This is a genomic window from Streptomyces sp. a15, from assembly GCF_059026085.1.
The window spans coordinates 66375-92598 of record NZ_JBWLKM010000013.1; the positions used below are offsets into that span (position 1 = coordinate 66375).

Genomic DNA, 26224 nt, shown 5'->3' on the forward strand with positions numbered 1-26224 from the left:
ATCGGTCCATCACTACGCGGCTCTAGGGGAGGGCTCAAGGACCGCGATGGCCCGGCGCGGGGCGCGGTAGGGGGGTGCCGTGCTCGGTGACCGTACTGGTGACCGAGTCGTGCCGCGCGGTCGACAGCCGTTTTCGGCGGTCGGCCAGTTTTGCCAGCTCACCCGGCAGGTGCGGAGCTCAATTCCGTGCTGCCGTGCGTGAGAAACCCCCCTTTCGAACCGGACACAGAAACCGGACCGCCCAGGGGCGGGCGGTCCACCGGACGAGAGGGACCAGACCCATGAGCTTCGATCTGCGCCCGGCCACATCAGGTCAGGACGCCTTACTGGCCGGCCAATACCGGCCGATCTCCTCTCACCTGGCCATCACACCGCCGGTGAGCGTGGTGATTCCCGCCATGAATGAGGCGGAGAATCTCCCCTACGTCTTCAAGACCCTTCCGGACTGGATCCATGAAGTGGTCCTGGTGGACGGCAATTCCACCGACAACACCGTCGAAGTCGCCCGCGAGCTGTGGCCGGACGTCAAGGTCGTCGAGCAGCGCGGCAAGGGCAAGGGCGACGCCCTGATCACCGGGTTCAACGCCTGCACCGGCGACATCATCGTGATGGTCGACGCGGACGGCTCGGCCGACGGCAACGAGATCGTGTCGTACGTCTCCGCCCTCGTCTCGGGCGCGGACTTCGCCAAGGGGTCCCGCTTCGCCAACGGTGGCGGCACCGACGACATGACCTTCATCCGCAAGCTCGGCAACTGGGCGCTGTGCACCGCTGTGAACCGCAAGTTCGGCGCCCGCTACACGGATCTCTGCTACGGCTACAACGCGTTCTGGCGGCACTGCCTCGACAAGATCGACCTCGACTGCACCGGGTTCGAGGTCGAGACCCTGATGAACATCCGGGTGGTCAAGGCGGGGCTCAAGGTGCAGGAGATACCGAGCCACGAGTACCTCCGCATCCACGGCACCAGCAATCTGCGGGCCGTGCGGGACGGGATCAGGGTGCTCAAGGTGATCCTGCGGGAGCGCTCCAACCGGCGTGCCCTGCGCAGCCGTAAGCACCACTCCCCGATGCTCGACTCGGTCCGGGGAGAGGTGTCTTGAGCGGTCCCGACATCTCCGTCGTGATCTGCGTCTACACCGAGGACCGCTGGGAGGACATCCTCGCGGCGGTCTCCTCGGTGCGGGCGCAGTCCCGGCCGGCCCTGGAGACCCTGCTGGTCGTCGACCACAACGCGGCTCTCCTGGACCGGCTCACGAAGGAGTACAAGGAGTACAAGGAGTACAAGGAGTCCGAGAACGGCACGGTCGTGCGGGTGCTCGCCAACGCGGGCCCCCGCGGCCTGTCCGCCGGCCGCAACACCGGTATCGCCGCCTCGCGCGGCGAGGTCGTCGCCTTCCTGGACGACGACGCCGTCGCCGAGCGGGACTGGCTGCGGCATTTCGCCGAGGCGTACGCCGATCCGCGGGTGATGGCCGTCGGCGGCCGTACGGAGCCCATCTGGGCCTCGGGCCGCCGGCCGGCCTGGTTTCCCGAGGAGTTCGACTGGGTGGTGGGCTGCACCTACAAGGGGCTGCCGCCCGGCCTGGTGCGGGTGCGCAACGTGCTCGGCGGCAACGCGTCCTTCAGGCGCAGCGCCTTCGACGCGGCGGGCGGCTTCGCCACCGGCATCGGACGCGACGGCGACAAACGCCCGCTGGGCTGCGAGGAGACGGAGCTGTGCATCCGTCTCACCCGGGCCCGGCCGGACGCGGTCCTCCTGATCGACGACCGGGCGGTGATCCACCACCGGGTGCCCGAGGCGCGCGAACACTTCGGGTACTTCCGTACGCGCGCGTACGCCGAGGGCCTGTCCAAGGCCCTGGTGGCGCGAAGTGTGGGCGCCGACAAGGGGCTGGAGTCGGAGCGCCGGTACGCCACCCGGGTCCTGCCGGCCGGGGTGGCGCGCGGGCTGCGGGACGCCCTGCTGGCCCGGCCGGGCGGCGCGGGCCGGGCGGGCGCGATCGTCGCCGGGGTGTTCACGGCGGCGGGCGGGTACGTGGTGGGCAGTGTCCGGGCCCGCCGGGGCGGGGCAACCTTTTCGGTGGCTCCGCTGTCGGACAGCGAGGGGGGAAGACATGACTGAGGCATCCGTGCCGATCCTCATGTACCACGCGATCGACACCGATCCGAGCGAGGCGACCCGCGAACTGTCGGTGACACCCGACGACTTCGCGGCCCAGCTGGCGCTGATCGGTGACCTGGGCCTGACCCCGGTCACCACCGCCGATCTCGCCGCTCGCTGGCGCACCGGCCGCCCGCTGCCCGCGCGGCCCGTCCTGATCACCTTCGACGACGGCTACGAGGGCGTGCACCGGCACGCCCTGCCCGTGCTCGCCAAGCACGGCTTCGCGGCCACCCTGTTCGTCTCCACCGGCTGGATCCGCGGCCCGTACGACACCGGCGCCGGCCTCGACACCATGCTCGACTGGGAGCAGGTCCGCGAACTGGCCGCGGCGGACGTCGAGATCGGCGGGCACAGCCACACGCACCCGCAGCTGGACCAGCTCGACGACGACAGGCTGCGCCACGAGCTGATCCACTGCAAGGAGATCGTCACCGACGAACTCGGCACCGTCCCGGCCTCCTTCGCCTACCCCTACGGCTACTCCAGCCGCCGGGTGCGGCAGGCGGTGCGCGAGACGGGCTACGGCCAGGCGCTCGCCGTCGGCAACGGCCTCGCGCGCCGCCGCCAGGGGCCGTACGCCCTGCGACGCGTCACCGTGCGCCGCAGCACGGGCATCGAGGAGTTCGAGCGGCTCGTCCAGGGCCGTGCGATCGCCCGGAACTTCGCCCGGGACCGTGCCCTCACCAAGGGGTACGCCCTGGTCCGCAGAGCACGCCAGGTCCGCCGGAAGGCCATCCGTTCCCGTGTCTGACACGACCACGACCACGACCGAGGACACCTCGCCCGCGACCGGGGCGCCGGAACGGCCGGGGCGCCGGCTCCGGCTGCCCGGCCTCGGCCGGTCGCCGGGGGGCAGCCAGCTGTTCCGCAACGCCTACGCCCTGATGCTCAACACCGGCATCTCCGCGGTGCTCGGCCTCGGGTTCTGGCTGGCCGCGGCCCGCTACTACTCGGAGGCGGCCGTCGGCCAGGGCTCCGCCGCGATCGCCGCGATGAAGCTGCTCGCCGGTCTGACCGCGGTGACCCTGACGGGGGCACTGGCCCGCTTCATACCGGTCGCGGGCCGCGCCACCGGGCGGCTGATCTTCCGTACGTACGCGGGCAGTTCGGTGGTCGTGGCGCTGGCGGCGGGTGTCTTCCTGCTGACCCTGGACATGTGGGGGCCGTCGTACCGCTTCCTGAACCCGACGGTCAACGGACTCGGTTTCGTGGTGGCGGTGGTCGCCTGGAACCTGCTCACGCTGCAGGACGGGGTGCTGACCGGGCTGCGCAGCGCGCTGTGGGTGCCGGTCGGCAACACCGTGTTCTCCGTGGTGAAGCTGGGGCTGCTGGTCGCGTTCGCGGTGGCCATCCCCACGACCGGCGTGTTCGTGTCGTGGGTCGCGGCGATCGCCTTCTCGGTGCTGCCGCTGGGCTGGCTGGTGTTCCGGCGTCTGGTGCCCCGGCAGGTGAAGGCGACCGAGGAGCACGCGCATCCGCCGACCTGGAAGGAGATCGGACGGTTCCTGGCCGGCGACTACACCGGCTCGCTGTTCTCGCTCGCCGTGGTCTATCTGATCCCGGTGATCATCGCCTCGCAGGTCAGCTCCGAGGACAACGCGTACTTCTACATCACCGCCACCATCGGCGGCACGGTGAACCTGCTCGCCATCAACATGGGCGCCTCCCTGACCGTCGAGGGCTCGCACGACCCGCGGCGGCTGGCCGCCAACACCCGGGCCGCGCTCAAGCGGATGGCCCGGATCATGCTGCCGGTGGCCGCGGTGCTGTTCTTCGGAGCGCCGTGGATCCTCGGCGTCTTCGGCGCGGGTTACGCGGACGCGGCCACCGGGCTGTTGCGGTGGTTCGCGGTCGGCGGGCTCCTGCGGGTCGTCATCGAGACGTACTTCGCGGTGCTGCGCGCGCAGAGCCGCACCGCCGGACTCGCCTGGCTGCAGGGCCTGCTGTGCGTCCTGGTGCTCGGTCTGACGCTGCTGCTGCTTCCCCGCATGGGGCTCATCGGCGCGGGCGTGGCGGAGATCTCGGCCCTCACGTTGATCGTCGCGATCGCCGCACCCAAGCTGTACAAGATCGTCCGGGGTGCGTCGGGTGCCGCCTCCGACGGCGCGGCACCCGACGGGGACCTCGCCGACCTGGGGGCGCGCGAGGTCCCCGCCCCGGCGGCGCACAAGCGCGGGCCCGCCTGGGCACTCGACCAGGACACGCTCGCCCTGGGCATCCACGTCGACTTCGACCACCTGGAACGCCGGCCCGACGTACGCCCGGGCCCCGGCACCCCGCCCACCGGCACGCCCGCGCTGCACGAGGACCATCGGCCCACCTGGGCGCGCAAGCGGGAGCTGGGGCTGCCGGTCGAGGCGCGCGAACCGGGCTCCGAGGCGTCCTTGGGGCCGGTCGAGCCGGAGGTGGACGCGCCGTTCGAGGAGCCGGAGAGCCGCGAGGAACAGGAGAAGGTCGTACAGGAAGAGGCACCGGAGGCCGAAGAGGTACGGGAGCCGGCAGAGGTACCGCCTCTGGCCTGGCATGCACGTCTGCTGCCCACCCGTCTCGGTGTGGTCCTCGGCTGTCTGCTGACCGCCGCGCTCCTGCTGTACTGGGTGCCCGCGCTGCGGCTCGGCGAGGCCGACCTGGACGAGATGGGCGGGCTCGGGCTGATCTCCGTGCTGCCGACGGCCACGCTCGTCGGCGCCGGACTGCTGGTGGTGGTCTTCGCCTCGCTGCTGTGGCTGGGCCACGAGCACCGGGCACTGCTGCTGGTCACGCTGCTGGCGACGCTGGTCTCGCTGCACGCGCTGCCCGCCGTGATCGAGACCGAGCCGCGCTTCGCGACCGCCTGGCAGCACCTCGGCTTCCTCGACTACATCGACCGGACCGGGACCGCGGTGCCCGACCTGGACGCACGCTGGAGCTGGCCGGGCTTCTTCGCGGCCGCCGCGTTCGTGCTGAAGGCCTGCGGAGTCAGCGACTTCACCGAGGTCATCCGCTGGTGGCCGCTCGCGATCCAATTGCTGTATCTCGCGCCGATGTTCCTCCTTGTCCGCTCGATGCGGGCGAGCTGGCGGGCCAAGTGGACCGGCATCTGGATCTTCGTGCTCAGCGGCTGGGTCGGCCAGGACTACTTCTCCCCGCAGGGCTTCACCTATCTCCTCTACCTGGTCTTCGTGGCGGTGCTGCTCGTCTGGTTCCGGGCACCGGGCGTGATCTGGACGAAGCGGCGCCCCGGCGAGATCGAGGTCGAGCCGACGAACCGGCGGCAGCGGGCCGTGCTCCTCATGGTCGTGATCGGCCTGTTCGCGGCGAGCGTCCCGGCCCACCAGCTCACCCCATTCGTGATGCTGGGCGTGCTGACGGTGCTCGTCCTGGTCGGGCGCAGCGAACTGCGCGGGCTGCCCGTCCTGTTCGGCGTCCTGGTGACCGTCTGGATCGGCTTCATGGCCGAGCCGTACTGGTCAGGACACTTCAACGAGATGTTCGGCGGGGTCGGCGGGGTCGGCGGCAATGTGTCGTCCTCGGTGTCCGGGCGGATCGAGGGCGGCAGTTCGACCCACAAGCTCGTGCTGTACGTGCGCGTGCTGCTCGCCGGCGGTGTGATGGCCTTCGCCTGTTACGGCTGGTGGCGGCGGCGCGAGCACAAGTACCGCGAGCGCTCGCTGCTGGTCCTCACCTTCGTGCCGTTCCTGGGCTTCGGCATGCAGTCGTACGGCGGGGAAATGGCCCTGCGGGTCTTCATGTTCGCCCTGCCCGGCGCGGCCCTGCTCGCGGGCCTCGCCCTCTTCCCGCGCACCGGCGTCACCGTCGAGGAGCGCGACAAGGACCGGGTGAGCCTCGCTCCGCTGGCCGCGCTGATGGCGGGCCTGATGCTCATCGGCGGCTTCCTGGTGGCGCGCTGGGGCAACGAGCCGTTCGAGCGGACCCGCAGCGGCGAGATCGCCGCCATGGAGTACGTGTACGCGCACGACGACCCGACGGCGCGTCTGCTGTGGCTGAGCAACGACACGGTGAACGTGGTGACGCCGTCGCTGCCGTGGGGTTCGAAGGACATGGAGAAGGTCGAGTACGTGCCCACGCTGGCGCCGACCGACCCGGTGCTGGTGTCCGGCCTGGTCAAGGCGCTCAAGGACGCGGGCCCGAACTCGTATCTGATGATCAACCGCAGTCAGGTCGTCTACCTCCAGCTGGACGTGGGCTACTCGGCCAGCTGGGAGCCGCGCCTGATCAAGAACCTGGACGCCCGGAAGGAACTGAAGAAGGTCTTCGTCAACGAGGACGTGACGATGTACGCGCTGGCCAAGCAGCCCGAGGGCAAGGTCCCGGCCGCGGACCCCGGTCCGGTCGGGCCGCTGGTGACCTGGACGCCGTGGTCGGTCGTCGGGGCGCTCGCGGCGCTCGCGCTGATCGTGCTGCTCTCGGCCCGGGAGGTCGTCCGGGTCGCGGTGCGGCCGAGTGTGCGGCAACTGCGGTGGATGCAGAGCACCTTCTGGTTCTCGCTGCCGTTGCTGGCGGTGCTGCTGGCCGCGTTGGTGCAGCGGTTCCTGACGATGAAGTGACGTGGGTGACGCAGGTGGCGTAGGCGGCGGTCAAGTGGCTCAGCGGGTCAGCCACTTGACCTCGTACGCCTGCAACTCGACCTCCTGGCCGTCGATCTTCGCGCTGGTCGACCGGTCGAGGGTGTTGACGACCAGGATCACCTTGTCGGTCGCCAGGACCCGGACGTCGGGCGAGTCGACCGGCACCGTCCGGTAGGCGGTGTCCGGCGGGAACTCCCGGCTGAAGCGCGCGACCAGGTCGTACATGGGCAGCTTCTCGCCCCCGCTGCCGGCGTGGGTCGGCGTCCACAGGCAACCGGGGCAGTCGGTGCCCTTCTCCTTCTCCGGGTTCCAGTAGAAGCCGGAGGAGGCGCCGCCCTTGACCATGGCGATCATCCCGGCGGCCTGGACGGCGACCCGGCGGGTCTCGGACCAGCCCTTGCGCTCGTCCTTGCCGTCGGCCGGCTCGACGTAGTACTCGGCCCACCACAGCGGCAGTTCGCCGCTGCGCGCCCGCACCCAGTCGCCCACCGCGGTGAACTTGTCGGTGGCCGCGAACTCGTCGGGCAGCAGCTCGTCGTCCTGGGTGTAGCTGGACCCGTCCACGACCACGAACTCGGCGCCCGCCTTGTGCTTGTTCCAGTACTCGAAGGCGTCGAGGACCCGCTGGTCCATGGCTCCCCAGGGTCCCCTGAAGGTCGCCGAGGCGTCTTCCGACCTCGGGTCGAGACTGTCCATGACCAGGTAGGGCCCGCCGACCATGATGTCCTCGTCGACCTTCTTCAGGGCTTTGTGGACGAGGTTGTAGAGCTCGGTGTACCCCTCGTAGTCCCAGCGGGCCTCGGCGTCGTTCCAGAAGCCCTTGAACTCGTTCCAGACGATGAAGTGGCGTACGTCCGGATAGCGCTTGGCGACGGTCGCGGCCAGGTCGGCGAAGTCCTGGTAGTGCTCGGGCTCCGGGGCGGTCTCCAGGGCGGCCTGGCTCCAGTTCGTGTTGTCGACGCCGGCCTTGCCGCCCTTCATCCAGTCGGGGGCGCAGCACAGGGTGATCACGGGCGTGCCGCCGGACGCGCGCATGAAGTCGACGCGGAGGTCCATCGCCTCGAAGTCGTAACGCCCCTTCACCGGCTCGGGGTTGTCGGCGCCCCAGCCCATGAGGTGCTGGATCTGCGGCAGGCCCCCGGCCTCGGACAGCCGCCCCTCGACGCGCTCGACGGCGGCGGCACTGCCCTCGTCGGCGCTGAACTGGGTGTGGGTGAAGCCCCAGCCCACGTCCGGCCCGGTCACGGCCGGCGCGGCGGTGGGCGTGCCGTGCACCTTGTCGCCGTCGCGCGAGGTGCCCTCGGTGCCCGAGCCGCCCCCAGGAAGCGTGTTGAGGAGGGTCACCACCAGGGCCAGAGCGGCCACACCCACACCGAGCAGCGCGGTGAGCCGCCACCGCCCCACCCCCGAATTCCACCCATGACGTCCCATCGAGGGCAACGGTAGCCGGGTTGATGGTCTTTGGGGCAGATGTCGTGGGTGCCCAGCGGAAATCCGGTGCGTGGGAGGCCTGGGTGCCGGATCATGGCGGCATGTCTGCGAACCCACACGACGCTCTGCCGATCCGGCTCAACGTCGACGACAGCGACTCGCCGTCCGACGTCGTCGACGCGCTGTTCCTCGGCCGCTTCGCGACGGGCGAGCAGCCGTACTCGCACGCGGCCAACATCGACCGCGTCCGCTCCGGGGCCACCCTGCTGCCGGCGGGCTCGCGGGTGCTGCGCGTGGCCCGCGACGACGACCGCAGCGCGACCCTCGCCGAGGGCGAGGGCTGGACGCTGCTGATCTCCCGCTGGAACCGCGGCGCCGACGTCACCGTGACGGCGACCACCCCAGAACTGGCCGAGAAAGTCCTCGACCAGGCCACCGACGGCGCGGCGGACGAGCCCGAGCCACAGCCGGAGAACGTCACCATGGGCTTCTGGTACGTCTCCCCGAGGCGCGGCCCGCACCGCACCACCCGGCAGATCTCCGCGGGCACCTGGGACGAGGTGCGGGACAACTACACCGCGCCGGTCGCGGACGCGATGGACCGCCTGATGAAGACGACCCCTCAGGACATCGCGGGCCGTCTGCTGCTCCTGCACGGCCCGCCCGGCACCGGCAAGACGTCGGCGCTGCGGACGCTGGCCCGGTCCTGGCGGGACTGGTGCCAGGTGGACTGCGTCCTGGACCCGGAGCGCCTCTTCTCCGACGTCGGTTATCTGATGGACATCGCGATCGGCGAGGAGGACGGCACCGGGAAGGGCCGCTGGCGGCTGCTCCTCCTCGAGGACTGCGACGAGCTGATCCGCGGGGAGGCGAAGCACACGGCGGGCCAGGCCCTGTCGCGGCTGCTCAACCTGACCGATGGTCTGCTCGGCCAGGGCCGCAACGTCCTGGTCGGCGTCACGACCAACGAGGACCTGGAGCGCCTCCACCCGGCCGTGGTCCGCCCCGGCCGCTGTCTGGCCCGCATCGAGGTGGGGCGGCTGACCCACCGGGAGGCGGTGAACTGGCTGGGCACCGAGGAGGGCGTGGGGCGCGAGGGCGCGACGCTGGCGGAGCTGTACGCGCTGCGCCGGGGCACCTCGCCGACGTCGGTGCCGGAGGCGCGGACAGGGGCGGACGCGGGGCTGTACCTGTAGTGCTTTGATGAAGGTATGACCCTGTTCGTCGGCACGTCGGGGTGGCAGTACAAGGACTGGCGGGGTGTTCTCTACCCCGCCGGGTGCCCCACCCGGCTGTGGCTGGAGGAGTACGCGACGCGCTTCTCGACGGTGGAGAGCAACAACGCCTTCTACCGGCTGCCGTCCCTGGAGACCTTCGAGGCCTGGCGGGAGCGCACCCCGCCGGACTTCGTCGTCGCCGTCAAGGCCAGCCGCTTCCTCACTCACATCAAGCGGCTGCGGGACCCCGAGGAGCCGGTGGACCGCCTGATGAGCCACGCGGCGGGCCTGGGCGACCGTCTGGGCCCGGTCCTGCTCCAGCTGCCGCCGACCCTGCGCGCGGACGCGGGGCTGCTGGACGCCTGCCTGTCCTGCTTCCCGGCCGGCACGAGGGTCGCGGTCGAGCCGCGCCACGACTCGTGGTGGACGGACGAGGTGCGCGAGGTGCTGGAAGCCCGGGGGGCGGCTCTGTGCTGGGCCGACGTGCGGTCCCGCCCGGCGACCCCGCTGTGGCGCACCACCGACTGGGGCTACGTCCGCTTCCACGTCGGACGCGCCCGCGCCTGGCCGCACTACGGCCGGCAGTCCCTGAAGACCTGGGCCGAGCGGATCGCTGAGGCGTGGTCCGCGAGGCAGGACGTGTACGCCTACTTCAACAACGACCCGACGGGGGCGGCGGTGGAGGACGCGATGACCTTCGCGAGGGCGGCGCGGGCGGAGGGCCTGGACGTCACTCGGGTACCGGAGCACCTGGAACGGGCATGACGTTCCCGCCTTTGCCTGTGCTCCCCCGTAACGACGCTCAGCTCTTCTCCGCCGGAACGGCGCCCAGCCACGACGGCGTCTCCCGGCGGTGCCGAACCCTGCTCAGCCTTCCCGCGAAACCCGCTCGCCCCTCCCGCCGGGCCCGGCTCACCCCTCCCGCCGGGCCCGGCTCACCCCTCCAGGCCGAGCCCCGCTCACCCCTCCCGCCGAGCCCCGCTCACCCCTCCCGCCGAGCCCCGGCTCACCCCTCCAGGCCGAGCCCCGCTCACCCCTCCCCGTAAGCCGCCCGCAGGGCATCCCGCACCGCCGCCAGCGCATCCGCCTCCGTGAGTCCCAGGCGCCTGGCCCGCTCCACGTAGGACTGGGCGGCCGACGCCAGCTCGCGTTCCGCCGCCGAGCCCGCGGCGGCGACGTACGTTCCGTTGCGGCCCCGCGTCTCGATCACCCCGTCCGACTCCAGTGCCCGGTACGCCTTGGCGACCGTGTTCGCGGCGAGCCCGAGGGACTCGGCCAGCCCGCGCACCGTGGGCAGCCGGTACCCGACCGGCAGCACCCCCGACCGCGCCTGCTCGGAGATCTGCGCCCGCACCTGCTCGTACGGCGGGGCGCTCTCATCGATGTGGATCTTCAAGGTCACGGGGTGATTGTCCCGCACCCGCCAGAAAATGAGAGGCACCGCGGTGCATCTCACCCGTAGCGTGCGCGTACATGACTGTGACCGTCCGCGACCTCGTCCCCGAGGTCCGAGCCGACGTCGAGGGTTTCGCCCGCGTCCGCCATCTCGCGCTTCCCTTCTTCCTCGTCACCCCGGACTCCCTCGCCTACGACCTCGCACACGCCCGCCCCGAGGCCCACTACCGGCCCCTGGTCGCGGAGGAGGACGGCGAGGTGATCGGCACCGCCCAGGTGGGGCTCGTCCACGACAGTCCGGAGCCTGGCCTCGGCTACGTCAACGTGTACGTGCACCCAGGGCTGACACGCCGCGGCGCCGGCTCACTGCTGGTCCACGCCGCCGAGCGGCACCTGGCCGACCGGGGCGCGACGAAGCTCTTCGCCTGGGTGCTGGACGAGCCGGGCAACCTCGCCTTCGCCGAGCGGCACGGCTACCGCGGCAGCCGCTCCGCGCACTTCCTCCGCCTGGACCTGACGGGCGACCTGCCGCCGCTCCGGCCGCTTCCGCCGGGCGTCGAACTACGCACGGGAGCCGACTTCGCGGCCGACCCGCGCCCGCTGTTCGAGCTGGACTCGGAGACGATGTCGGACGAACCGAGCGACATCGCCTACGAGTTCACCGACTACGAGGCCTGGCTGGCGGAGACCTGGTACAACCCTCTCTTCAGCCCCGAGCTGACCTCGGTCGCCGTGGCCGACGGCCGCCCCGCCGCCTTCAGCATGGCCCGCACGGACGGCGGCACCCGCTACGGCACCGTCATGACCGGCACCGCCCGCGCCTTCCGCGGCCGGGGCCTGGCCAAGCTCGCCAAGAACGACTCCCTGCACCGCGCCCGTGCCGCCGGCTTCACGGAGGCGTTCACGGGCAACGACACCGGCAACGGCCCGATGATCGCGATCAACAAGTGGTTCGGGTACGAGATCTGCGCTACGGAGGTGCGGTATGTCCGCGAACTCGGCTGACCCCTCGGTTCTCCTGGACGTCGTCCTCGTCAAGGCGGGCCGTACGAAGATCCGTTACGAGGCCGAGCTCCTCGACGACGACGGCACGCGGCTCGCCGTCCGCGCCCCCTGGGCCGGCGAGGGCGTCCGCGACTTCGGCTTCGTCCGCTTCGAGCCCGGCGACGTGTTCACCGAGTACTACTGGCGGGACCGCTGGTACTCGGTGAAGGAGGTCCGCGACGCGTCCGGTGCCCTGAAGGGCTGGTACTGCGACATCACCCGTCCCGCGACGCTCGTCGGCACCGAGCTGATCGTCGAGGATCTCGACCTGGACCTGTGGCGCTCCGCCGGCGGCGATGACGTACGGCGGCTGGACGAGGACGAGTTCGAGGAGAGCGGACTCGCGGAGAGGGACCCGGAGGCCGCGGCGGCAGCCGTCGCCGCCCTCGACGAGCTGGAGAGGTTCGCCAACGTCGAGGGCGGGCTGGAGTCGCTGCTGGTGTGAGGGGCCTGGAGCCGCTGCCGGGTGAGGCGCCTGGAGCCGCTGCTGATGTGAGCGGCCCGGCACCTCACACCGTCGCCACCACCGCATACCGCTCGTCCGCCACGTCCTTCCCCCACAGCAGCGCGTCGCCCGACAACCGGTGCACGCGCACCTGTCCGGCGAGCGGCGCGAGGAGTGCGGTGAGCCGGTCGGCGGGCAGGCCCACCGGACTCACCGTGCCCCACACGCCCTCGACCAGCACCAGCCGCCCTCCCGGACGCAGCAACTCCCGCCAGTGCCGCAGGGCACGGCCGGGGTCGGGCAGCGCCCACAGCACATGCCGTACGAGCACGACGTCGAAGCGCTGCTCCCCCACCGGTGGTGCCGCCGCGTCACCGACCAGGAACACTGCGTCACGCCCGGCCAGCTTCGCGCGCGAGGTCGACCATGGCCGGGGAACTGTCCACGCCGGTGACACGGTGTCCCTGTTCGGCGGCGAGGAGCGACAGGCTGCCGGTGCCGCAGCCGAGGTCGAGGACGTCGGAAGGGCGCTCGGGCAGCCAGTCGCGCAGCCGTCCGGCCCAGGCCTGGCGCACCTTCGGGTCGCGCAGGCCGTGGTCCGGCTCGTCGTCGAAGACGGCGGCCTGTGCGTCCCAGTCGACATCCGCCGAGGTCGTGCCGTCACTCTCGTTCGTCATGTGCCCAAGAGTGACACCCGCCACTGACAGTCGAATCGTGACAGCGGCCACTGACAGAACGCCAACCGATGAGGAACTCTCCCTGAACGGGTCTACCTCCGTGAGAACGCGGAACTCGTGGACCGTGAAGGAGGCAGCCATGCGCCGTGTGACCGTGCAGAAGCCCCTGAAGAAGACGGACTCCCGCCAGGTCCGCGAGGAGGCCGACGGGCGCCCCGCGGGACGCCCGGAGGTCCGAAAGGACATCGCACGCACGTGGTGGCCGGACGGGTGAGGAGCCCAAGCTCCCTCAGCCCGAGTTCACTCAGCCCAGCCGCTTGCGATAGTGAATACGGTCGTACGGCCCGTCGACGCGCCGCTCCACGACCTCGTACCCGTACTTCGGGTAGATCTTCTGGTTCTCCCACATCATCGCGTTCGTGTAGAGCCTGACCTCGGGGAGACGCAGCGCACGCGCGCGTGCCTCCACGAAACGCAGCAGCCGTCCGCCCACGCCCTTTCCGTGCGCGTCGGGGTGGACGGCGATGCTGTCCAGGTACAGGTGGTCCTGGTACGCCTCGACCACCACGAGCCCGCTCACGGGCTCCCCCGTCACGAACACCTTCCCCTCGGCCACGTTCGCCGCGTGGTCCGCCTCCATGGGCTGCGGCACCACCCCGATGCGCTCGATGTAGGGGTAATAGGCGGCGTCGGTGACGGCTTTCACGGCGGGCACGTCGGCCGGCGTGGCGGGCCGGATCTCCTCGTTCATCATGACGCGCACGCTACCTACCTGATCTGAGTCTCAGCACTCCCTTAAGGCGGCCATAAAGATCGCTGCCGACCGCCCCCAGCAGGCGTTTTCACGGTTCCTTTGATCCGGCACGCATCAGTTCCGGTTCCGAGGAGATCCCCCATGCCCGCACGCCGCAAGGCCGCCGCCGTCGCCGCTCTCGGTCTGACCCCGCTCGCCCTGACCGCGCTGTCGGCCGCCCCCGCGTCCGCGCACGGTTTGATGGGGGACCCGGTCAGCCGGGTCTCGCAGTGTTACGCGGAGGGTCCCGAGAGCCCGGCGTCGGACGCGTGCAGGGCAGCGGTCGCGGCCGGCGGCACCCAGGCGCTCTACGACTGGAACGGCATCCGCATCGGCAACGCGGACGGACAGCACCAGGCACTGATCCCGGACGGCAAGCTGTGCAGCGCGAACAACGACGCGTTCAAGGGACTCGACCTGGCCCGCGCCGACTGGCCGGCGACGAGCGTGAGCAGCGGGTCGTACACCTTCAAGTACCGCGTGACGGCCCCCCACAAGGGCACCTTCAAGGTGTACATCACCAAGCCCGGTTACGACCCTTCGCGGCCGCTCGCCTGGGACGACCTGGATCTGTCCGACGCGGTGGCGACGGTCACCGACCCGGCCGCGTCCGGTGGTTTCTACACCTTCTCCGGCACCCTGCCCGAGCGCTCCGGCAAGCAGCTGCTGTACGCGGTCTGGCAGCGCTCGGACAGCCCGGAGGCGTTCTACTCCTGCTCGGACGTGACGTTCGGCGGCGGCAGCAGCGGTGACGGGGGTACGACGAGCAGCCCGTCCCCCGTCCCGACCGCCTCCGCCCCCTCCGAGGAGCAGATCGAGGACGGCAGCGACCAGTCGACGGTCGAACACGACGGCCACGGTGACCAGGACGCCGGTACGTCGGCGAAGCCGGAAGCGAAGCCGGAGGCTGAAGCGGAGCCGGTCGCGCAGACCGAGAGCTCCGTGCCCAACGAGCCGAAGGCGGCCGGCAGCACCGAGAACCTCGCCGAGACCGGCGGCGACAGCAGCACGCCGTACCTCGCCATGGGCGGTGCGGCGACGCTGGCGCTCGGTTCGGCGGTCCTGTTCGCCTCGGTCCGCCGGCGGGCGGTGAGCGGCGGCCGGCACGGTCGCTGATCCAGGGGTTCCGGGGCCTGACCGGCGGCTCAGGCCGGACAGGCCCCGGCGGCGCTCAACCGACCGCCGACGCGCAGGTGGTCGGGGTGGCATGCGCCGGGTCGAGGGCGTTGGCCACCTCGTGGAAGGCGATCCGGTCGAGCAGTCCGATCAGGGCGTGCTCGGACAGGTCGACGGGGCACAGGTCCTGGAGCAGGACGTTGCGTACGCCGGGTCCGCTGAGGAACTGGCTCCGGTACGGCGTGACCACCTCGTCGTACTTGGTGGCGAGCACCGTGTACCGGACGCCGGGCACGGTGTCGCCGCCCTCGTTGAGCTTGGTGAGGAAGGCGGAACCGGCGACCTGGTCGGCGAGGGCGGGGGTGTTGGTGGTGAGCAGGTCCTCGATGCCGGGGAAGTACGGCAGGAGGTGGGTGAACCCGGCGAGTGTGGTGCCGTGGTTGCTGGGCGCGATGCCGACGAGGGCGTTCACCTTGGCGGCTCCGCCGAGGAACTTCAGGTAGTAGCGGGGCATCATGCCGCCCTGCGAGTGGCCGACGAGGTCGGTCTTCGCGGCGCCGGTCGCGGTGAGCACCTTGTCGACGTAGGTCTTCAGCTGCTCGGCCGACTTGTCGACCGGGCCGAGGCCGTGGACGAGCGGGACGCCGGAGAGCTGTCCGTAGTCGAGCGAGAAGACGCAGTAACCGCGGTTCTTCAGGTAGGGCGCGAGGCCCAGCCAGTTGTCGACGGAGTTGGCGAAGGTTCCGTGGACGAGGACGACGGGGCGGGGATGGGCGGCGGACGGCTGGCAGGAGTAGTCGTTCCAGCCTCTGCTGGGGGCGTCGGCCGCCTGGGCGGTGGCGGCGGGGACGATGGTGACCGCGGCGGTCAGCAGCAGCGCGGTCAGGGGTCTGAGCACTCGTTTCCAGGGCAGCATCGGGTGATCTCCTTGCGGCTCAAGGGAGTTGCGACGGCTCTACGCCCTGTGACCCGGATCACGAGGATGCTGTTCACTGTCAAGTTACGGACGAGTAGTGCGCTTGTGAAGTTACGCGTCAGTAAAAACTTCCAGTGGTAACCGTGGACGGCTGAAGCCACTGATGAAGCACTGACGAATCGTCACCAGGCGGGCCGGATGGGACCATAGGGCGCAATGCGCACCAATTGGTCGCGCAACGCGTGCACTCTCCCCTCACCGAGCAACGCCACCCACGCCCCCACGGCCTCCGCGGCGGCCTCCTCCGCCGCACGAGTACACGCCCACCCCCGCCCGGTCAGCACGACCAGCCGGGCCCTGGCGTCGTCGGGATGGGGCCGACGCTCGGCGTATCCCTTGCGCACGATCTCGTCGACCAGTTGGCTCGCGGCCTGCTTGGTCACCCCGAGGTGGGCCGCGAGCTCGGTGACCGTCGCCCCCTCCGGAGCGAGCCGGGCGAACGCAAAGCCGTGCGCGGGCCTGATCCCCTCGAAGCCACGGGCGACGACACCTTCGTTGATGCGCTGCGTGAGCTCACCGGCGACGGCGAGCAGGGCTGCGGACAGGGCCATGGCTTCGGAGTTCTCCACGGAGGCATTGAAACACCCTTGACGAATTGGTCAAGCAGCTTGACCATGGGGCCAACTAGTCAAGTTACTTGACCATCTGACATCGGAGAGCCCCTTGCCCGTCATACGCCCGTCCGAAGCCGTCACTCACGAGATCCACGGCGCCCGCTTCGTCTCGTACGCCACTCCCCGCACCGGCAGCAGGGAGCTGTGCGCCTGGCGAGGGGAGATCCCGGCGGGGACCAAGGCGCCCACGCACACCGTCAACCGGGAGGAGATCTTCCATGTGCTCGGCGGCGAACTGCTGATGACCCTCGACGGCCACACCCACCGCGTCACCGCGGGCGACACGGTGATCATCAACGCCGGGTCGACCCTCGCCGTCGAGAACCCGACGACCGAGATCGCCACCTCCTGGGTCACCACGTCCATCGGCCTGGAGGCAGAACTCGCCGACGGCACGCGGATCACGCCCCCGTGGGCCAACTGACTCCTCGGGCCCGTCCGGCGGATCAGGCCGCAGACGCGGGGTCAGGCACGCCCAGCTGCCGCGTTTCCGTCGCCCGCCGGCTCACCTGCGCTCATGGGTCGCCGTCGTTTCCCTGCCGGCCGATCCGCCGGCCAGGCGCTACGCGGCCAGCGTCCCCGGCATCACCGCCCGTGGCCCGAACTTCGCTCGCGCGCGGTCCGCGACCTCCTCGATACGGCGGAGCTTCTCGTCCACGGGGTCGAAGGCGAGCTGGTAGGAGGCCTGTTCGGCGGGGCCGAGGGCCTCGGCGCGCAGGGTGACCGAGCGGACCCGGGCGCGCTGGAGGCCGAGGGCCTCGTACAGGCCGTAGGCCGCCTTCGTCAGCGCGGCCGAGTGTGCGGTCGGTTCCTTGAGGGTGCGGGTGCGGTTCGTCGAGGAGCGGTCGGCGTAGCGCACGGTGAGGGTCAGGGTGCCGCAGACCTTGTCGAGGGCGCGCAGCCGGGCGCCCAGTTCCTCGGCGGCCGAGAGCAGGGCGCGGCGGTGCCGGTCGGCGTCCAACTCGTCGCGGTGGAAGGGGCGTTCGGCGGCCAGTGAACGGGACACGGCGTTCGGCACGACCCGGCCGCGGTCGATGCCGTTCGCCTTCTCGCGCAGCTCGCGGCCGGCCTTCCCGCCGACCAGACGCTGGAGCGTGGACAGGGGTGCGGCGGCGACCAGGCCGAGGGTGTCGAGGCCGTACTCGCCCAGGGTGCGGGCGGTCGCGGCGCCGACGCCGGGGAGCGCGGCGACGGGCTGGTCGGCGAGGAACTCCACGACGGCGTCCTCGGGCACCGCGCAGGTCACCCCCGGCTCGGCGTCGCGCAGCGCGATGCGGGCCAGCATCGGGCCGGGCCCGGCGCCGATCACGCAGTCGACGCCGTGCAGGGCGAGCGACCGGACCCGGATCACCGACGCCAGCTCCACGGCGCTGCGCCCGAAGTACCGTTCGGCGCCGCGCAGATCGGCCAGCGCCCCGTCCGGCGGCAGCGCCTCGACGACGGGCGTGAACTCCTCGAGCAACCCGAGCAGCCCCGGCAGGGCCGCCTCGTGCATCGGCGGCAGCTGGAAACGTACGCAGAGGATGGTCATCCCGCACTCCCCGGACTCTGATGCCACAACTTCCGTACTTTCGCGGGCTCTTCGCCCGCAGGACGCAGATCGGCCCACGGATGCAGTTCGTATCCGGTGGGCATCTGGATTCGCCTGCCCCCTGTCGAATCCCCGCCTCCTTCCGGCACGGGCTCCGCCAGCCGTGCCGCCACCACGTCGAGCCCGCCCTCGGCGCGCAGTTCGACCAGTTCGGCGAGGTTCCAGGCGGCGGCGCCCACCACGCTGAGGCTGCGCGGGCCGCGGCGCTGCACCACCCCGCGCACCAGCAGCAGCCAGGAGTGGAAGACGGTGTGCGCGCAGGCGTCGTGGGAGTCGTCGAAGAAGGCGAGGTCGACCAGACCGGTGCCGTCGTCCAGGGTGGAGAAGATGACCCGCTTGCCGGACCGGATCGGCGGCGTCTGGGTGGCCGCCTTGGCGCCTGCGACCAGCACCGTCTCCCCGTGCCGCGCCTCCCGCAGCCGCCGCGCCGACACCACGCCCAGCTCGTCGAGGAACGCCCGGTGGTCGTCCATCAGATTGCGCGAGGCGTCCATGGACAGCACACCCAGCTCGGCGCTCAGCTTCTCCGCCGAGGAGAGGTCGGGCAGCCCGGCCGGTGCCGTCTTCCGGCCGCCCGCCAGCGGGAGTTGGCCCCCGCCGCTGCCGCCGCCCCGGGCTCCCCGGTGCAGCTCGGTCAAGTGCAGTTGCAGATCACGGCGATTGGCGCCGAAGGCATCCAACGCGCCCACCTGCGCGAGTCGCTGGGCGAGCGGACGGCTCGGGCGGGCCCGTTCCCAGAAGTCGAGCAGCGAGGCGTACGGCTGCCCGTCCGCGACCCGCGCCGCCTCGGCCTCGCTGATGCCGTGGACGTCGGAGAGGGCCAACCGCAGCCCCCACACCTTCGATTCAGACACCAGTTCGATACGGTGGGCGACCGCCGACCTGTTCACGTCCAACGACAGGATCGGCACCCCGCGCCGCCGCGCGTCCGCCAGCAGCAGCCGCTTCGGATACATCCCGGGGTCGTGCGTGAGCAGCCCGGCGTAGAAGGCGGCCGGGTGGTGCGCCTTCAGCCACGCCGACTGGTACGTCGGTACGGCGAAGGCGACCGCGTGCGCCTTGCAGAAGCCGTACGACCCGAAGGCCTCGACGATCCCCCAGGTCCGCTGAATCGTTTCTGCGTCGTAGCCCTCGGCCGCCGCGTGCTGCGCGAACCAGGTCCTGATCCGCCCCTGCGACTCCGGGTCGGACAGCCCGCGCCGCACCTGGTCCGCCACCCCGCGCCCGCAGCCGGTCATGATGGCGACGATGTCGATGATCTGCTCGTGGAAGACGACGACTCCGTACGTCTCCTTCAGCGGCCCTTCCAGGTCCCGGTGCGGGTAACGCACCGGCGCCCGCCCGTGCCGCGCCTCGATGAACGGCCGCACCATGTCGGCGGCGACCGGACCGGGCCGGAAGAGCGAGATGTCGACGACGAGGTCGTGGAAGGTGGCCGGCTGGAGCCGCCCCACCAGGTCCCGCTGGCCCGGCGACTCGATCTGGAAGCAGCCCAGGGTCTCGGTGGAACGGATGAGTTGGTACGTGGCCGGGTCGCCGTCCGGCACCGCGTCCAGGTCGATCCGCTCCCCCGTCGCCCGCTCCACCTCCGCGACCGCGTGCGCCATCGCCGACTGCATCCGCACGCCCAGCACGTCGAGCTTGAGCAGGCCGAGGTCCTCGACGTCATCCTTGTCGAACTGCGCCATGGGCAACCCCTCGCCGCTGGTCGGCATGATCGGCGTACGGGAGAGCAGGGAGGCGTCGGAGAGCAGGACCCCGCAGGGGTGCATGGCGACTCCGCGCGGGAGGGCGTCGAGGGACTCGACCAGCTCCCAGAGACGTCCGTACCGCTCCCCTCCCCGCTGAAGCTCCCCTGCCAGTTGCCGCAGTTCGGGCAGTTCCTCCAGGGCCGCGCGGGCGTCGCGGGCGCGGATGTGCGGGAAGGACTTGGCGATACGGTCGATGTCGGCCGGGTCCATGGACAGGGCGGCGCCCACGTCACGGATCGCGTGCCGCACCCGGTAGGTCTCCGGCATCGCGACCGTCGCGACCCGCTCGGCGCCGAACCGGCCGATGATCGCGCGGTAGACCTCCAGGCGGCGCGCGGACTCCACGTCGATGTCGATGTCCGGCAGGGCGATCCGTTCCTTGGACAGGAAGCGCTCCATCAGCAGCCCGTGCGCGACCGGGTCGGCGTGCGCGATGCCGAGGAGGTGGTTGACGAGGGATCCGGCGCCGGAGCCGCGGGCCGCGACCCGGATGCCCATGTGCCGTACGTCGTCCACCACTTGGGTGACCGTCAGGAAGTAGGAGGCGAATCCGTGGTGGGCGATGATGTCCAGTTCCTGGTGCATCCGCTCCCAGTACGGGCGCTTCCCGGCGTAACCGCGCAACACCATCCCCGCCGCCGCCCGGGAGGCCAGCGCCCGCTGTGCGGTGCGGCGGCCCGCGCCGACCAGGTGCGGTTCGGGGAAGTGGACGGTGCCGATGCCGAGGTCGTCCTCGGGGTCGACCAGGCACTCGGCGGCCGTCGCCCGGGTCTGTTCCAGCAGGCGGTGGGCGGTGTCGCGGCGGTAGCCGGCGGCCTCGACGACCCGCTCGGCGGCCTGGACCATGGCGCCCTCGTCCTTGAGCCAGGCCTCGCCGGAGTCCAGTTCCTTGGTCGCGTCGACAGGCACCAGGCGGCGGGCGGCGTCCAGGACGTCGGCGACCGGGCCGAGCCCGGGATCGGCGTACCGGACGGCGTTGCTGAGCACGGGCCGGATCCGCTGTTCGGCGGCGAAGCCGATGGTGCGGGCGGCGAGGCGCAAGGAGCCGGGTCCCGTACCTGTGCGGCCGTGCCAGACGGCTTCGAGGCGCAGGGCGTCGCCGTAGACCTCCCGCCAGGGGGCGAGCAGCTTGGCGGCGCGGTCGGGGCGTCCCGCGGCGAGGGCGCGGCCGACGTCGGAGGCGGGGCCGAGCAGGACGGTCAGGCCGTCCGCCATGTTGTCGGCCCAGGGCAGCAGGGGCGTGCCCTCCCCCGCGTGCGAGGCCGTGACGAGCCGGCACAGGTCGGCCCAGCCGCGGGCGCCGTCCCGGGCGAGGAAGGTGACGCGGGGTGTCGACTCGTCGATGAAGGCACCTCCGCGCACGGGGGTGCGGCGCCGCTCCTGCCGTCCGCTCCCGGGCATCTCCACCGCGAGGTCCACGCCGAACAGCGGGCGGACCCCTTCCTTCGCGCACGCTTTGGCGAAGCGGACCGTGCCGGCGAGGGTGTCGCGGTCGGTGAGGGCGAGGGCGTCCATGCCCCGTTCGGAGGCGCGCTCGGCCAGGCGCTCCGGGTGTGAGGCTCCGTATCGCAGGGAGAACCCGGAGACGGTGTGCAGATGCGTGAAACCCGGCACACGCACCTCCCGCACTCGTGAGCCCGACGAGCTCTCGAACATCTGTTCCCAACCACCTCACCCCCACCATAGACCAATTTTCGAATGTGTGTGCGACATCCGTTCGGGCCCGTCCCACCTGCGCAAACACCCCACGGACCGGACCGTGGGGGCATGACGCAGCCCACCGGTGCCGGCCCTTCGCGTACGTCCTTCCTCGGTGAGGTGAGGGACGCCGTCACCCCGCGGGCGACGCTGCTCGTGCTCGGCGCGGTCGCGCTCCAGCTGCTGTTCATCGCCTCCTATGTGGGGGCGCTGCACGACCCGAAACCCAAGGACGTGCCCTTCGGAGTCGTCGCGCCGCAGGCCGCGGCCCGGCAGGCGGTGACCCGGCTGGAGCAGCTGCCCGGCTCGCCGCTGGACCCGCGCGCGGTGACCGACGAGGCGACGGCCCGCGAGCAGATCCTGAACCGGGACATCGACGGCGCACTCGTCGTCGACCCGGCCGGCACCACCGACACCCTCCTGGTCGCCTCCGGCGGCGGCACGGTTCTCGCCACCGCCCTGGAGACGCTCACCACCACCCTGGAGCAGACCGAGCGGCGGTCGGTCAGAACGGTCGACGTGGCGCCGGCCTCCGCCCGGGACCTCGACGGGCTGTCGTCCTTCTATCTGGTCGTCGGCTGGTGCGTCGACGGCTATCTGTGCGCCTCGATCCTGGCGATCAGCACCGGCGCCCGGCCCGCCGACCCACGCCGCGCGGTGATCAGGCTGGCCACGATGGCACTGGTCTCGGTCGTCGGCGGGCTGGGCGGCGCGATCATCGTCGGGCCGGTCCTGGACGCCCTGCCCGGCAGCGTGGCGGCCCTCTGGGGCCTCGGCGCCCTGATCACCTTCGCGGTCGGCGCCGCCACGCTCGCCCTCCAGGGCGTCTTCGGCATCGTCGGCATCGGCCTCGCGATCCTGCTCGTGGTGATCGCGGGCAACCCGAGCGCGGGCGGCGCCTTCCCGCTGCCGATGCTGCCGCCGTTCTGGAACGCCATCGGCCCGGCGCTGCCGCCGGGCGCCGGCACCTGGGCGGCACGCTCGATCGCGTACTTCGAGGGCAACGACACGACCGCCTCGCTGCTGGTGCTGTCGGCGTGGGCTCTCGCGGGGATCGTCATCACGCTGCTGGCGGCGGGGCTGCGCGCAAAGCGACAGCCGAGGCAGACCGCGCAGCCCGCACAGCCCGCACAGCCCGCGTAGGCGACGCAGGCCGCCGACCGGGCGGGCGGCTCGCGAAAGTCTCATGGACGACGCGGGCGAAGCCGTAGACGTCGCAGCGGCCGTCGACGGGGCACCGGCTCGACCCACCCGTGGCGGCGGTTCGGTCCCGTACGACGCGAAAGTCCCGCCCCTCGCGCGCGGGGCGGGACTTCACGAAGCCGGACGGTCGTGCGTCAGCCGATCTGCGTACCGGTCGCGGACAGCGCCTCCGTCACCGGCTGGAAGAAGGTCTCCCCGCCCGAGGTGCAGTCGCCGCTGCCGCCGGAGGTGAGGCCGATCGCGCTGCTGCCCGAGAAGAGCGAGCCGCCGCTGTCGCCGGGTTCGGCGCAGACGTCGGTCTGGATCAGGCCGTTGACGATGTCGCCGCTGCCGTAGTTCACGGTGGCGTCCAGGCCGGTGACCGTGCCGTCGTGCACCTGGGTGGTCGAGCCGCTGCGGGTCACCTGCATACCGACGGTGGCCTCGGCGGCGCCGGTGATCTGCTGGGCGGAGCCGTCGTACAGGTCCACCTCGCTCGGGTGGTCCACGTCGGCGGTGTACTTGACGAGGCCGTAGTCGTTGTCCGGGAAGCTGGAGACCTCGTTGGTGCCGATCTCGGTGCCGCTGGAGTCCGACCAGGTGGAGATGGACTCGGTGCAGTGCCCGGCGGTGAGGAAGTACGGCTCGCCGCCCTTGACCACGTTGAAGCCGAGCGAGCAGCGCCCGCCGCCTCCGGTGATGGCGTCGCCGCCCGCGATGAAGGGCTTGAACTCCCCCTTGGTCGTCTTGAGTTCGGCCGTGGCGCCGAGTGCGTCGACGACCTTGGTCAGCTTGGCCAGCTCGGCCTTGGAGACCGTGCGGTCGGCGGTGACCACGACCTTGTTGGTCGTCGGGTCGGTCGCCCAGGAGGTGCCGGGGATGGTCGCGTCCTGGGTGAGGGTGCTGCGGGCGCTCTTCAGCTCGGCGAGGGAGTTCTCGACGATTCTCGCCTGGGCTCCGGCCTCCTCGACGGTCTTGGCCGCGGCCTCGTCGAGCACGTTGACCACGAGGCTCTTGGTCTTCGCGTCATAGAACGTGCCCGCGGCGTCGGAGCCGAGGTCCTGGCCGAGCGTCGAGGCGAGCTTTCCGGCCGACAGGGCCGAAAGGACCTGGAGCTCAGGGGTGTTCGCCGACTCGCTGGCGTTCGCAGTCTGGAAGGTGACTCCCGCGGCGACCAGTGCGGCGATGCCCGCACCTGCCACGGCGGCCCGCCGCCTGGGTATGCGTCGGTGCTTCAACTCGCGTCCTCCTGTGGGGGGTCGGTCCGGAGGTTGTGGGGATCTCGCGGACCGGAAGGCTGGTTGACGAGCGCCTACTCTTCCGAACCCCACGGGGGGCGCACAAGGTCGACTTCCGGACGCGCGTAGAACGCGATTGCGCGCCCCCTTCGGTTTTGACTGTCCACGGTCACCCCAGGCCCTTCGCGCTGCAAACACTACGTGCGAGTAACCTTCATCAGCCTGTGAGGTCTAGTCCTGTCTTGAAATCGACCCCTGCACATCGGAGTTCGGCCGGGGCTCGACGGACGGACGTTGCTCCTGCACCGGTTGCTGCGCCACGGGCGGCGCCTGCTGCACCGGCTGTTGCGCCCTCTCCAGGAACCGCAGCAGCTCCACCGGGAACGGCAGCACCAGCGTCGAGTTCTTCTCGGCGGCGACCGCCACCACCGTCTGCAGCAGCCGCAGTTGCAGCGCGGCGGGCTGATCGGACATCTCCTTGGCAGCCTCGGCCAGCTTCTTCGACGCCTGGAGCTCGGCGTCGGCGTTGATGACCCGGGCCCGCCGCTCCCGGTCGGCCTCGGCCTGGCGGGCCATGGAACGCTTCATGGTCTCGGGCAGCGACACGTCCTTGATCTCGACCCGGTCGATGGTCACGCCCCACTCCACGGCCGGGCTGTCGATCATCAACTCCAGCCCCTGGTTCAGCTTTTCGCGGTTGGAGAGCAGATCGTCCAGCTCACTCTTGCCGATGATGGACCGCAGTGAGGTCTGCGCCATCTGCGCGACCGCGAACCGGTAGTCCTCCACCCGGACGACCGCCTCGGCCGGCGCGGTCACCTTGAAGTAGACGACGGCGTCGACCCGCACGGTGACGTTGTCCCGGGTGATGCCCTCCTGACCGGGCACCGGCATCGTCACGATCTGCATATTGACCTTCCGGAGCTTGTCGATACCCGGAACGATCATGGTGAAGCCCGGTCCGCGTACCTCCGACCGGAGCTTCCCGAGCCGGAAGACCACACCCCGTTCGTACTGTTTGACGACCCGCGCCGCAGCCATCACGTACACCGCTCCGGCAGACGCGAGCGTCACTCCCGCCGCCACCAGCTCCTCGACCATCACGGCCCCCAGGGTCCGATGTGACCGCCTGTATGTCGACGGTAACGCCGGTGCCGGACAAGGGCGAGCCCCCGCACGAGAGTTGCGTGCGGGGGCTCGTCTGCTGCTGGCTGCAGGCCAGGCCGTACAGGTGCCGGAGTTCGGCCGGGGCCTAGTACACGCTGACGCCGTAGGCGCTGAGGGCCTCGGTGACAGGCTGGAAGAACGTCGTTCCGCCGGAGCTGCAGTTGCCGCTGCCGCCGGAGGTGAGACCGTAGGCGGTGCCGTTGCTGCCGTACAGCGAACCGCCGGAGTCGCCGGGCTCGGCGCAGACGTTGGTCTGGATCAGACCGGAGACGATGTCGCCGCCGCCGTAGTTGACGGTCGCGTTGAGGGCGGTGACACGGCCGCTGTGCGTACCGGTGGTGGAGCCGTCGCGGATGACGGTGGTGCCCACGGCGGGCGTGGCCGCGCGGGTGATGTCCACACCGTTGGCGGTGCCGGGCCTGCTGACGGACCCGGAGTACCGCACGATGCCGTAGTCGTTGCCCGGGAAGCTGGAGCCCGTGGTCGAGCCGATGACCGTGGTGCGGGCGGAGTTGGAGTACCAGCTGCCCGCGCCGTCGGTGCAGTGACCGGCGGTCAGGAAGTACTGGACGCCGCTGCTGTTCTGGACGTTGAAGCCGAGGGAGCAGCGCCAGCTACTCGCATAGATGGCGTCGCCGCCCTGGATCAGCTTGTTGAACGTGCCGGGGGTCCGCTTGATCGTGAGCGCGTCGGCGGTGGTGCCCGCCTGCTCCTTGATCTTCGCGATCTCGGCCTGGGAGACCGTGCTGTCGACGGTGACGACGACACGGTTGGTCTTGCTGTCGACGGCCCAGGCGGTGCCCGGGATGTCTGCCTTGAGCACCGAACTGCTGGCGCTCTTGAGGGCGGTGGCGCTGAACGTGGTGGGGGCGTCGGACGCGTTCGCGCTGGGGATCGCGACGGCTGCGGCGGCGGCGAGTCCGGCGGTCACGGCGATCAGCCGGGTCCGTCTCGTAATGCCACTGCGGGGGGTGGTGCGCTTGATCCTCACTTTTCGTTCCTCCACATGGGAAGTCGGGGGCCCTCGTGGGGTCGGGCCCGTGAGGCGCAGCCAGGATGCCGGGTGCCCGGATTCCGAACACGCCGTGCTCCTGACAAGCGCTGAGGGGGAGTATTCGGCCGAACGACCGGTCGACGCAAGGGCGCCTTTCGGC

22 protein-coding genes and 1 pseudogene are annotated in these 26224 nt (G+C 71.1%); 12 read left to right on the top strand and 11 right to left on the bottom strand.

The window, feature by feature from the left end; genetic code table 11:
* Window positions 1-281: 281 nt before the first annotated feature.
* Genes AC5P09_RS16410 through AC5P09_RS16425 form a run of 4 tightly spaced genes read left to right on the top strand, consistent with a single transcriptional unit; the run spans window position 282 to window position 6714 of the window.
* Window positions 282-1103: a glycosyltransferase family 2 protein gene (locus AC5P09_RS16410; protein WP_493874616.1), complete on the top strand. Its 822-nt coding sequence runs from the start codon at window positions 282-284 to the stop codon at window positions 1101-1103.
* The gene (locus AC5P09_RS16415; RefSeq protein WP_493874617.1) at window positions 1100-2125 is read left to right on the top strand and encodes a glycosyltransferase family 2 protein; all 1026 of its coding nucleotides are present in this window, start codon (window positions 1100-1102) and stop codon (window positions 2123-2125) included. The genes AC5P09_RS16410 and AC5P09_RS16415 overlap by 4 nt, the downstream gene beginning before the upstream one ends.
* Window positions 2118-2918: a polysaccharide deacetylase family protein gene (locus AC5P09_RS16420; protein ID WP_493874618.1), complete on the top strand. Its 801-nt coding sequence runs from the start codon at window positions 2118-2120 to the stop codon at window positions 2916-2918. Before AC5P09_RS16415 ends, AC5P09_RS16420 begins: the two co-directional genes overlap by 8 nt.
* Complete coding sequence (locus AC5P09_RS16425; protein ID WP_493874619.1) at window positions 2911-6714, top strand: lipopolysaccharide biosynthesis protein; 3804 nt, start codon at window positions 2911-2913, stop codon at window positions 6712-6714. The genes AC5P09_RS16420 and AC5P09_RS16425 overlap by 8 nt, the downstream gene beginning before the upstream one ends.
* 39 nt (window positions 6715-6753) lie before the next feature.
* Here AC5P09_RS16425 and AC5P09_RS16430 read toward each other — a convergent pair whose 3' ends face one another.
* Window positions 6754-8166 carry a GH39 family glycosyl hydrolase gene (locus AC5P09_RS16430; RefSeq protein ID WP_493874620.1) on the bottom strand — a complete coding sequence of 471 codons (1413 nt, stop codon included), beginning with the start codon at window positions 8164-8166 and terminating at the stop codon, window positions 6754-6756.
* A gap of 101 nt (window positions 8167-8267) precedes the next feature.
* Here AC5P09_RS16430 and AC5P09_RS16435 point away from each other — a divergent pair, with 101 nt between their 5' ends.
* Both AC5P09_RS16435 and AC5P09_RS16440 read left to right on the top strand, forming a co-directional pair.
* Window positions 8268-9362, top strand: a complete 1095-nt coding sequence (locus tag AC5P09_RS16435; protein WP_493874621.1) for a DUF5925 domain-containing protein — start codon at window positions 8268-8270, stop codon at window positions 9360-9362.
* Between the two features lie 15 nt (window positions 9363-9377).
* Window positions 9378-10148 (top strand): DUF72 domain-containing protein, encoded by a 771-nt coding sequence (locus tag AC5P09_RS16440; protein ID WP_493874622.1) that lies wholly within the window; start codon window positions 9378-9380, stop codon window positions 10146-10148.
* A gap of 265 nt (window positions 10149-10413) precedes the next feature.
* Here AC5P09_RS16440 and AC5P09_RS16445 read toward each other — a convergent pair whose 3' ends face one another.
* Window positions 10414-10785 carry a GntR family transcriptional regulator gene (locus tag AC5P09_RS16445; protein WP_307673724.1) on the bottom strand — a complete coding sequence of 124 codons (372 nt, stop codon included), beginning with the start codon at window positions 10783-10785 and terminating at the stop codon, window positions 10414-10416.
* 71 nt (window positions 10786-10856) lie between these two features.
* Here AC5P09_RS16445 and AC5P09_RS16450 point away from each other — a divergent pair, with 71 nt between their 5' ends.
* Both AC5P09_RS16450 and AC5P09_RS16455 read left to right on the top strand, forming a co-directional pair.
* Window positions 10857-11783 (top strand): GNAT family N-acetyltransferase, encoded by a 927-nt coding sequence (locus AC5P09_RS16450; protein WP_493874623.1) that lies wholly within the window; start codon window positions 10857-10859, stop codon window positions 11781-11783.
* Window positions 11764-12267 carry a ribonuclease FAU-1 family protein gene (locus AC5P09_RS16455; RefSeq protein WP_493874624.1) on the top strand — a complete coding sequence of 168 codons (504 nt, stop codon included), beginning with the start codon at window positions 11764-11766 and terminating at the stop codon, window positions 12265-12267. Before AC5P09_RS16450 ends, AC5P09_RS16455 begins: the two co-directional genes overlap by 20 nt.
* Window positions 12268-12331: 64 nt before the next feature.
* On the opposite strand, the pseudogene AC5P09_RS16460 reads toward AC5P09_RS16455, so the two are convergent.
* Window positions 12332-12944 (bottom strand): annotated as a pseudogene (locus tag AC5P09_RS16460) (class I SAM-dependent methyltransferase).
* A gap of 139 nt (window positions 12945-13083) precedes the next feature.
* Between AC5P09_RS16460 and AC5P09_RS16465 the strand changes: the two are divergent.
* Complete coding sequence (locus AC5P09_RS16465) at window positions 13084-13218, top strand: hypothetical protein (RefSeq protein WP_493874625.1); 135 nt, start codon at window positions 13084-13086, stop codon at window positions 13216-13218.
* A 30-nt stretch (window positions 13219-13248) separates the two neighbouring features.
* On the opposite strand, the gene AC5P09_RS16470 is transcribed toward AC5P09_RS16465, so the two are convergent.
* Entirely contained in the window at window positions 13249-13698 is a 450-nt protein-coding gene (locus tag AC5P09_RS16470) for a GNAT family N-acetyltransferase (protein WP_493874626.1), read from the bottom strand.
* A gap of 141 nt (window positions 13699-13839) precedes the next feature.
* On the opposite strand from AC5P09_RS16470, the gene AC5P09_RS16475 reads away from it, so the two are divergent.
* On the top strand, window positions 13840-14853 hold the full coding sequence (locus tag AC5P09_RS16475) for a lytic polysaccharide monooxygenase (RefSeq protein WP_493874627.1): 1014 nt from the start codon (window positions 13840-13842) through the stop codon (window positions 14851-14853).
* 55 nt (window positions 14854-14908) lie between these two features.
* Here the strand turns inward: AC5P09_RS16475 and AC5P09_RS16480 are convergent, their stop codons facing one another.
* Window positions 14909-15769: an esterase/lipase family protein gene (locus tag AC5P09_RS16480; RefSeq protein ID WP_493874628.1), complete on the bottom strand. Its 861-nt coding sequence runs from the start codon at window positions 15767-15769 to the stop codon at window positions 14909-14911.
* A gap of 182 nt (window positions 15770-15951) precedes the next feature.
* The gene (locus AC5P09_RS16485; RefSeq protein WP_493874629.1) at window positions 15952-16398 is read right to left on the bottom strand and encodes a MarR family winged helix-turn-helix transcriptional regulator; all 447 of its coding nucleotides are present in this window, start codon (window positions 16396-16398) and stop codon (window positions 15952-15954) included.
* A 94-nt stretch (window positions 16399-16492) separates the two neighbouring features.
* Between AC5P09_RS16485 and AC5P09_RS16490 the strand changes: the two genes are divergently transcribed.
* Entirely contained in the window at window positions 16493-16867 is a 375-nt protein-coding gene (locus AC5P09_RS16490) for a cupin domain-containing protein (RefSeq protein ID WP_493874630.1), read from the top strand.
* 138 nt (window positions 16868-17005) lie between these two features.
* Here the strand turns inward: AC5P09_RS16490 and AC5P09_RS16495 are convergent, their stop codons facing one another.
* Together AC5P09_RS16495 and AC5P09_RS16500 are read right to left on the bottom strand one after the other, a co-directional pair.
* Window positions 17006-17974 carry a DNA polymerase Y family protein gene (locus AC5P09_RS16495; protein WP_493874631.1) on the bottom strand — a complete coding sequence of 323 codons (969 nt, stop codon included), beginning with the start codon at window positions 17972-17974 and terminating at the stop codon, window positions 17006-17008.
* A complete protein-coding gene (locus AC5P09_RS16500; protein ID WP_493874632.1) occupies window positions 17971-21399 on the bottom strand; it encodes a DNA polymerase III subunit alpha in 3429 nt (1142 codons plus the stop codon). The genes AC5P09_RS16495 and AC5P09_RS16500 overlap by 4 nt, the downstream gene beginning before the upstream one ends.
* 153 nt (window positions 21400-21552) lie before the next feature.
* Between AC5P09_RS16500 and AC5P09_RS16505 the strand changes: the two genes are divergently transcribed.
* Window positions 21553-22626, top strand: a complete 1074-nt coding sequence (locus tag AC5P09_RS16505) for a DUF3533 domain-containing protein (RefSeq protein ID WP_493874633.1) — start codon at window positions 21553-21555, stop codon at window positions 22624-22626.
* A 194-nt stretch (window positions 22627-22820) separates the two neighbouring features.
* On the opposite strand, the gene AC5P09_RS16510 is transcribed toward AC5P09_RS16505, so the two are convergent.
* The 3 genes from AC5P09_RS16510 to AC5P09_RS16520 all read right to left on the bottom strand — a co-directional run bounded on the left by AC5P09_RS16510 (window position 22821) and on the right by AC5P09_RS16520 (window position 26061).
* Window positions 22821-23903 carry a S1 family peptidase gene (locus tag AC5P09_RS16510; protein ID WP_493874634.1) on the bottom strand — a complete coding sequence of 361 codons (1083 nt, stop codon included), beginning with the start codon at window positions 23901-23903 and terminating at the stop codon, window positions 22821-22823.
* 231 nt (window positions 23904-24134) lie between these two features.
* A complete protein-coding gene (locus AC5P09_RS16515) occupies window positions 24135-25004 on the bottom strand; it encodes a slipin family protein (RefSeq protein WP_493874695.1) in 870 nt (289 codons plus the stop codon).
* A 151-nt stretch (window positions 25005-25155) separates the two neighbouring features.
* Window positions 25156-26061 (bottom strand): S1 family peptidase, encoded by a 906-nt coding sequence (locus tag AC5P09_RS16520; protein ID WP_493874635.1) that lies wholly within the window; start codon window positions 26059-26061, stop codon window positions 25156-25158.
* Window positions 26062-26224: the final 163 nt, after the last annotated feature.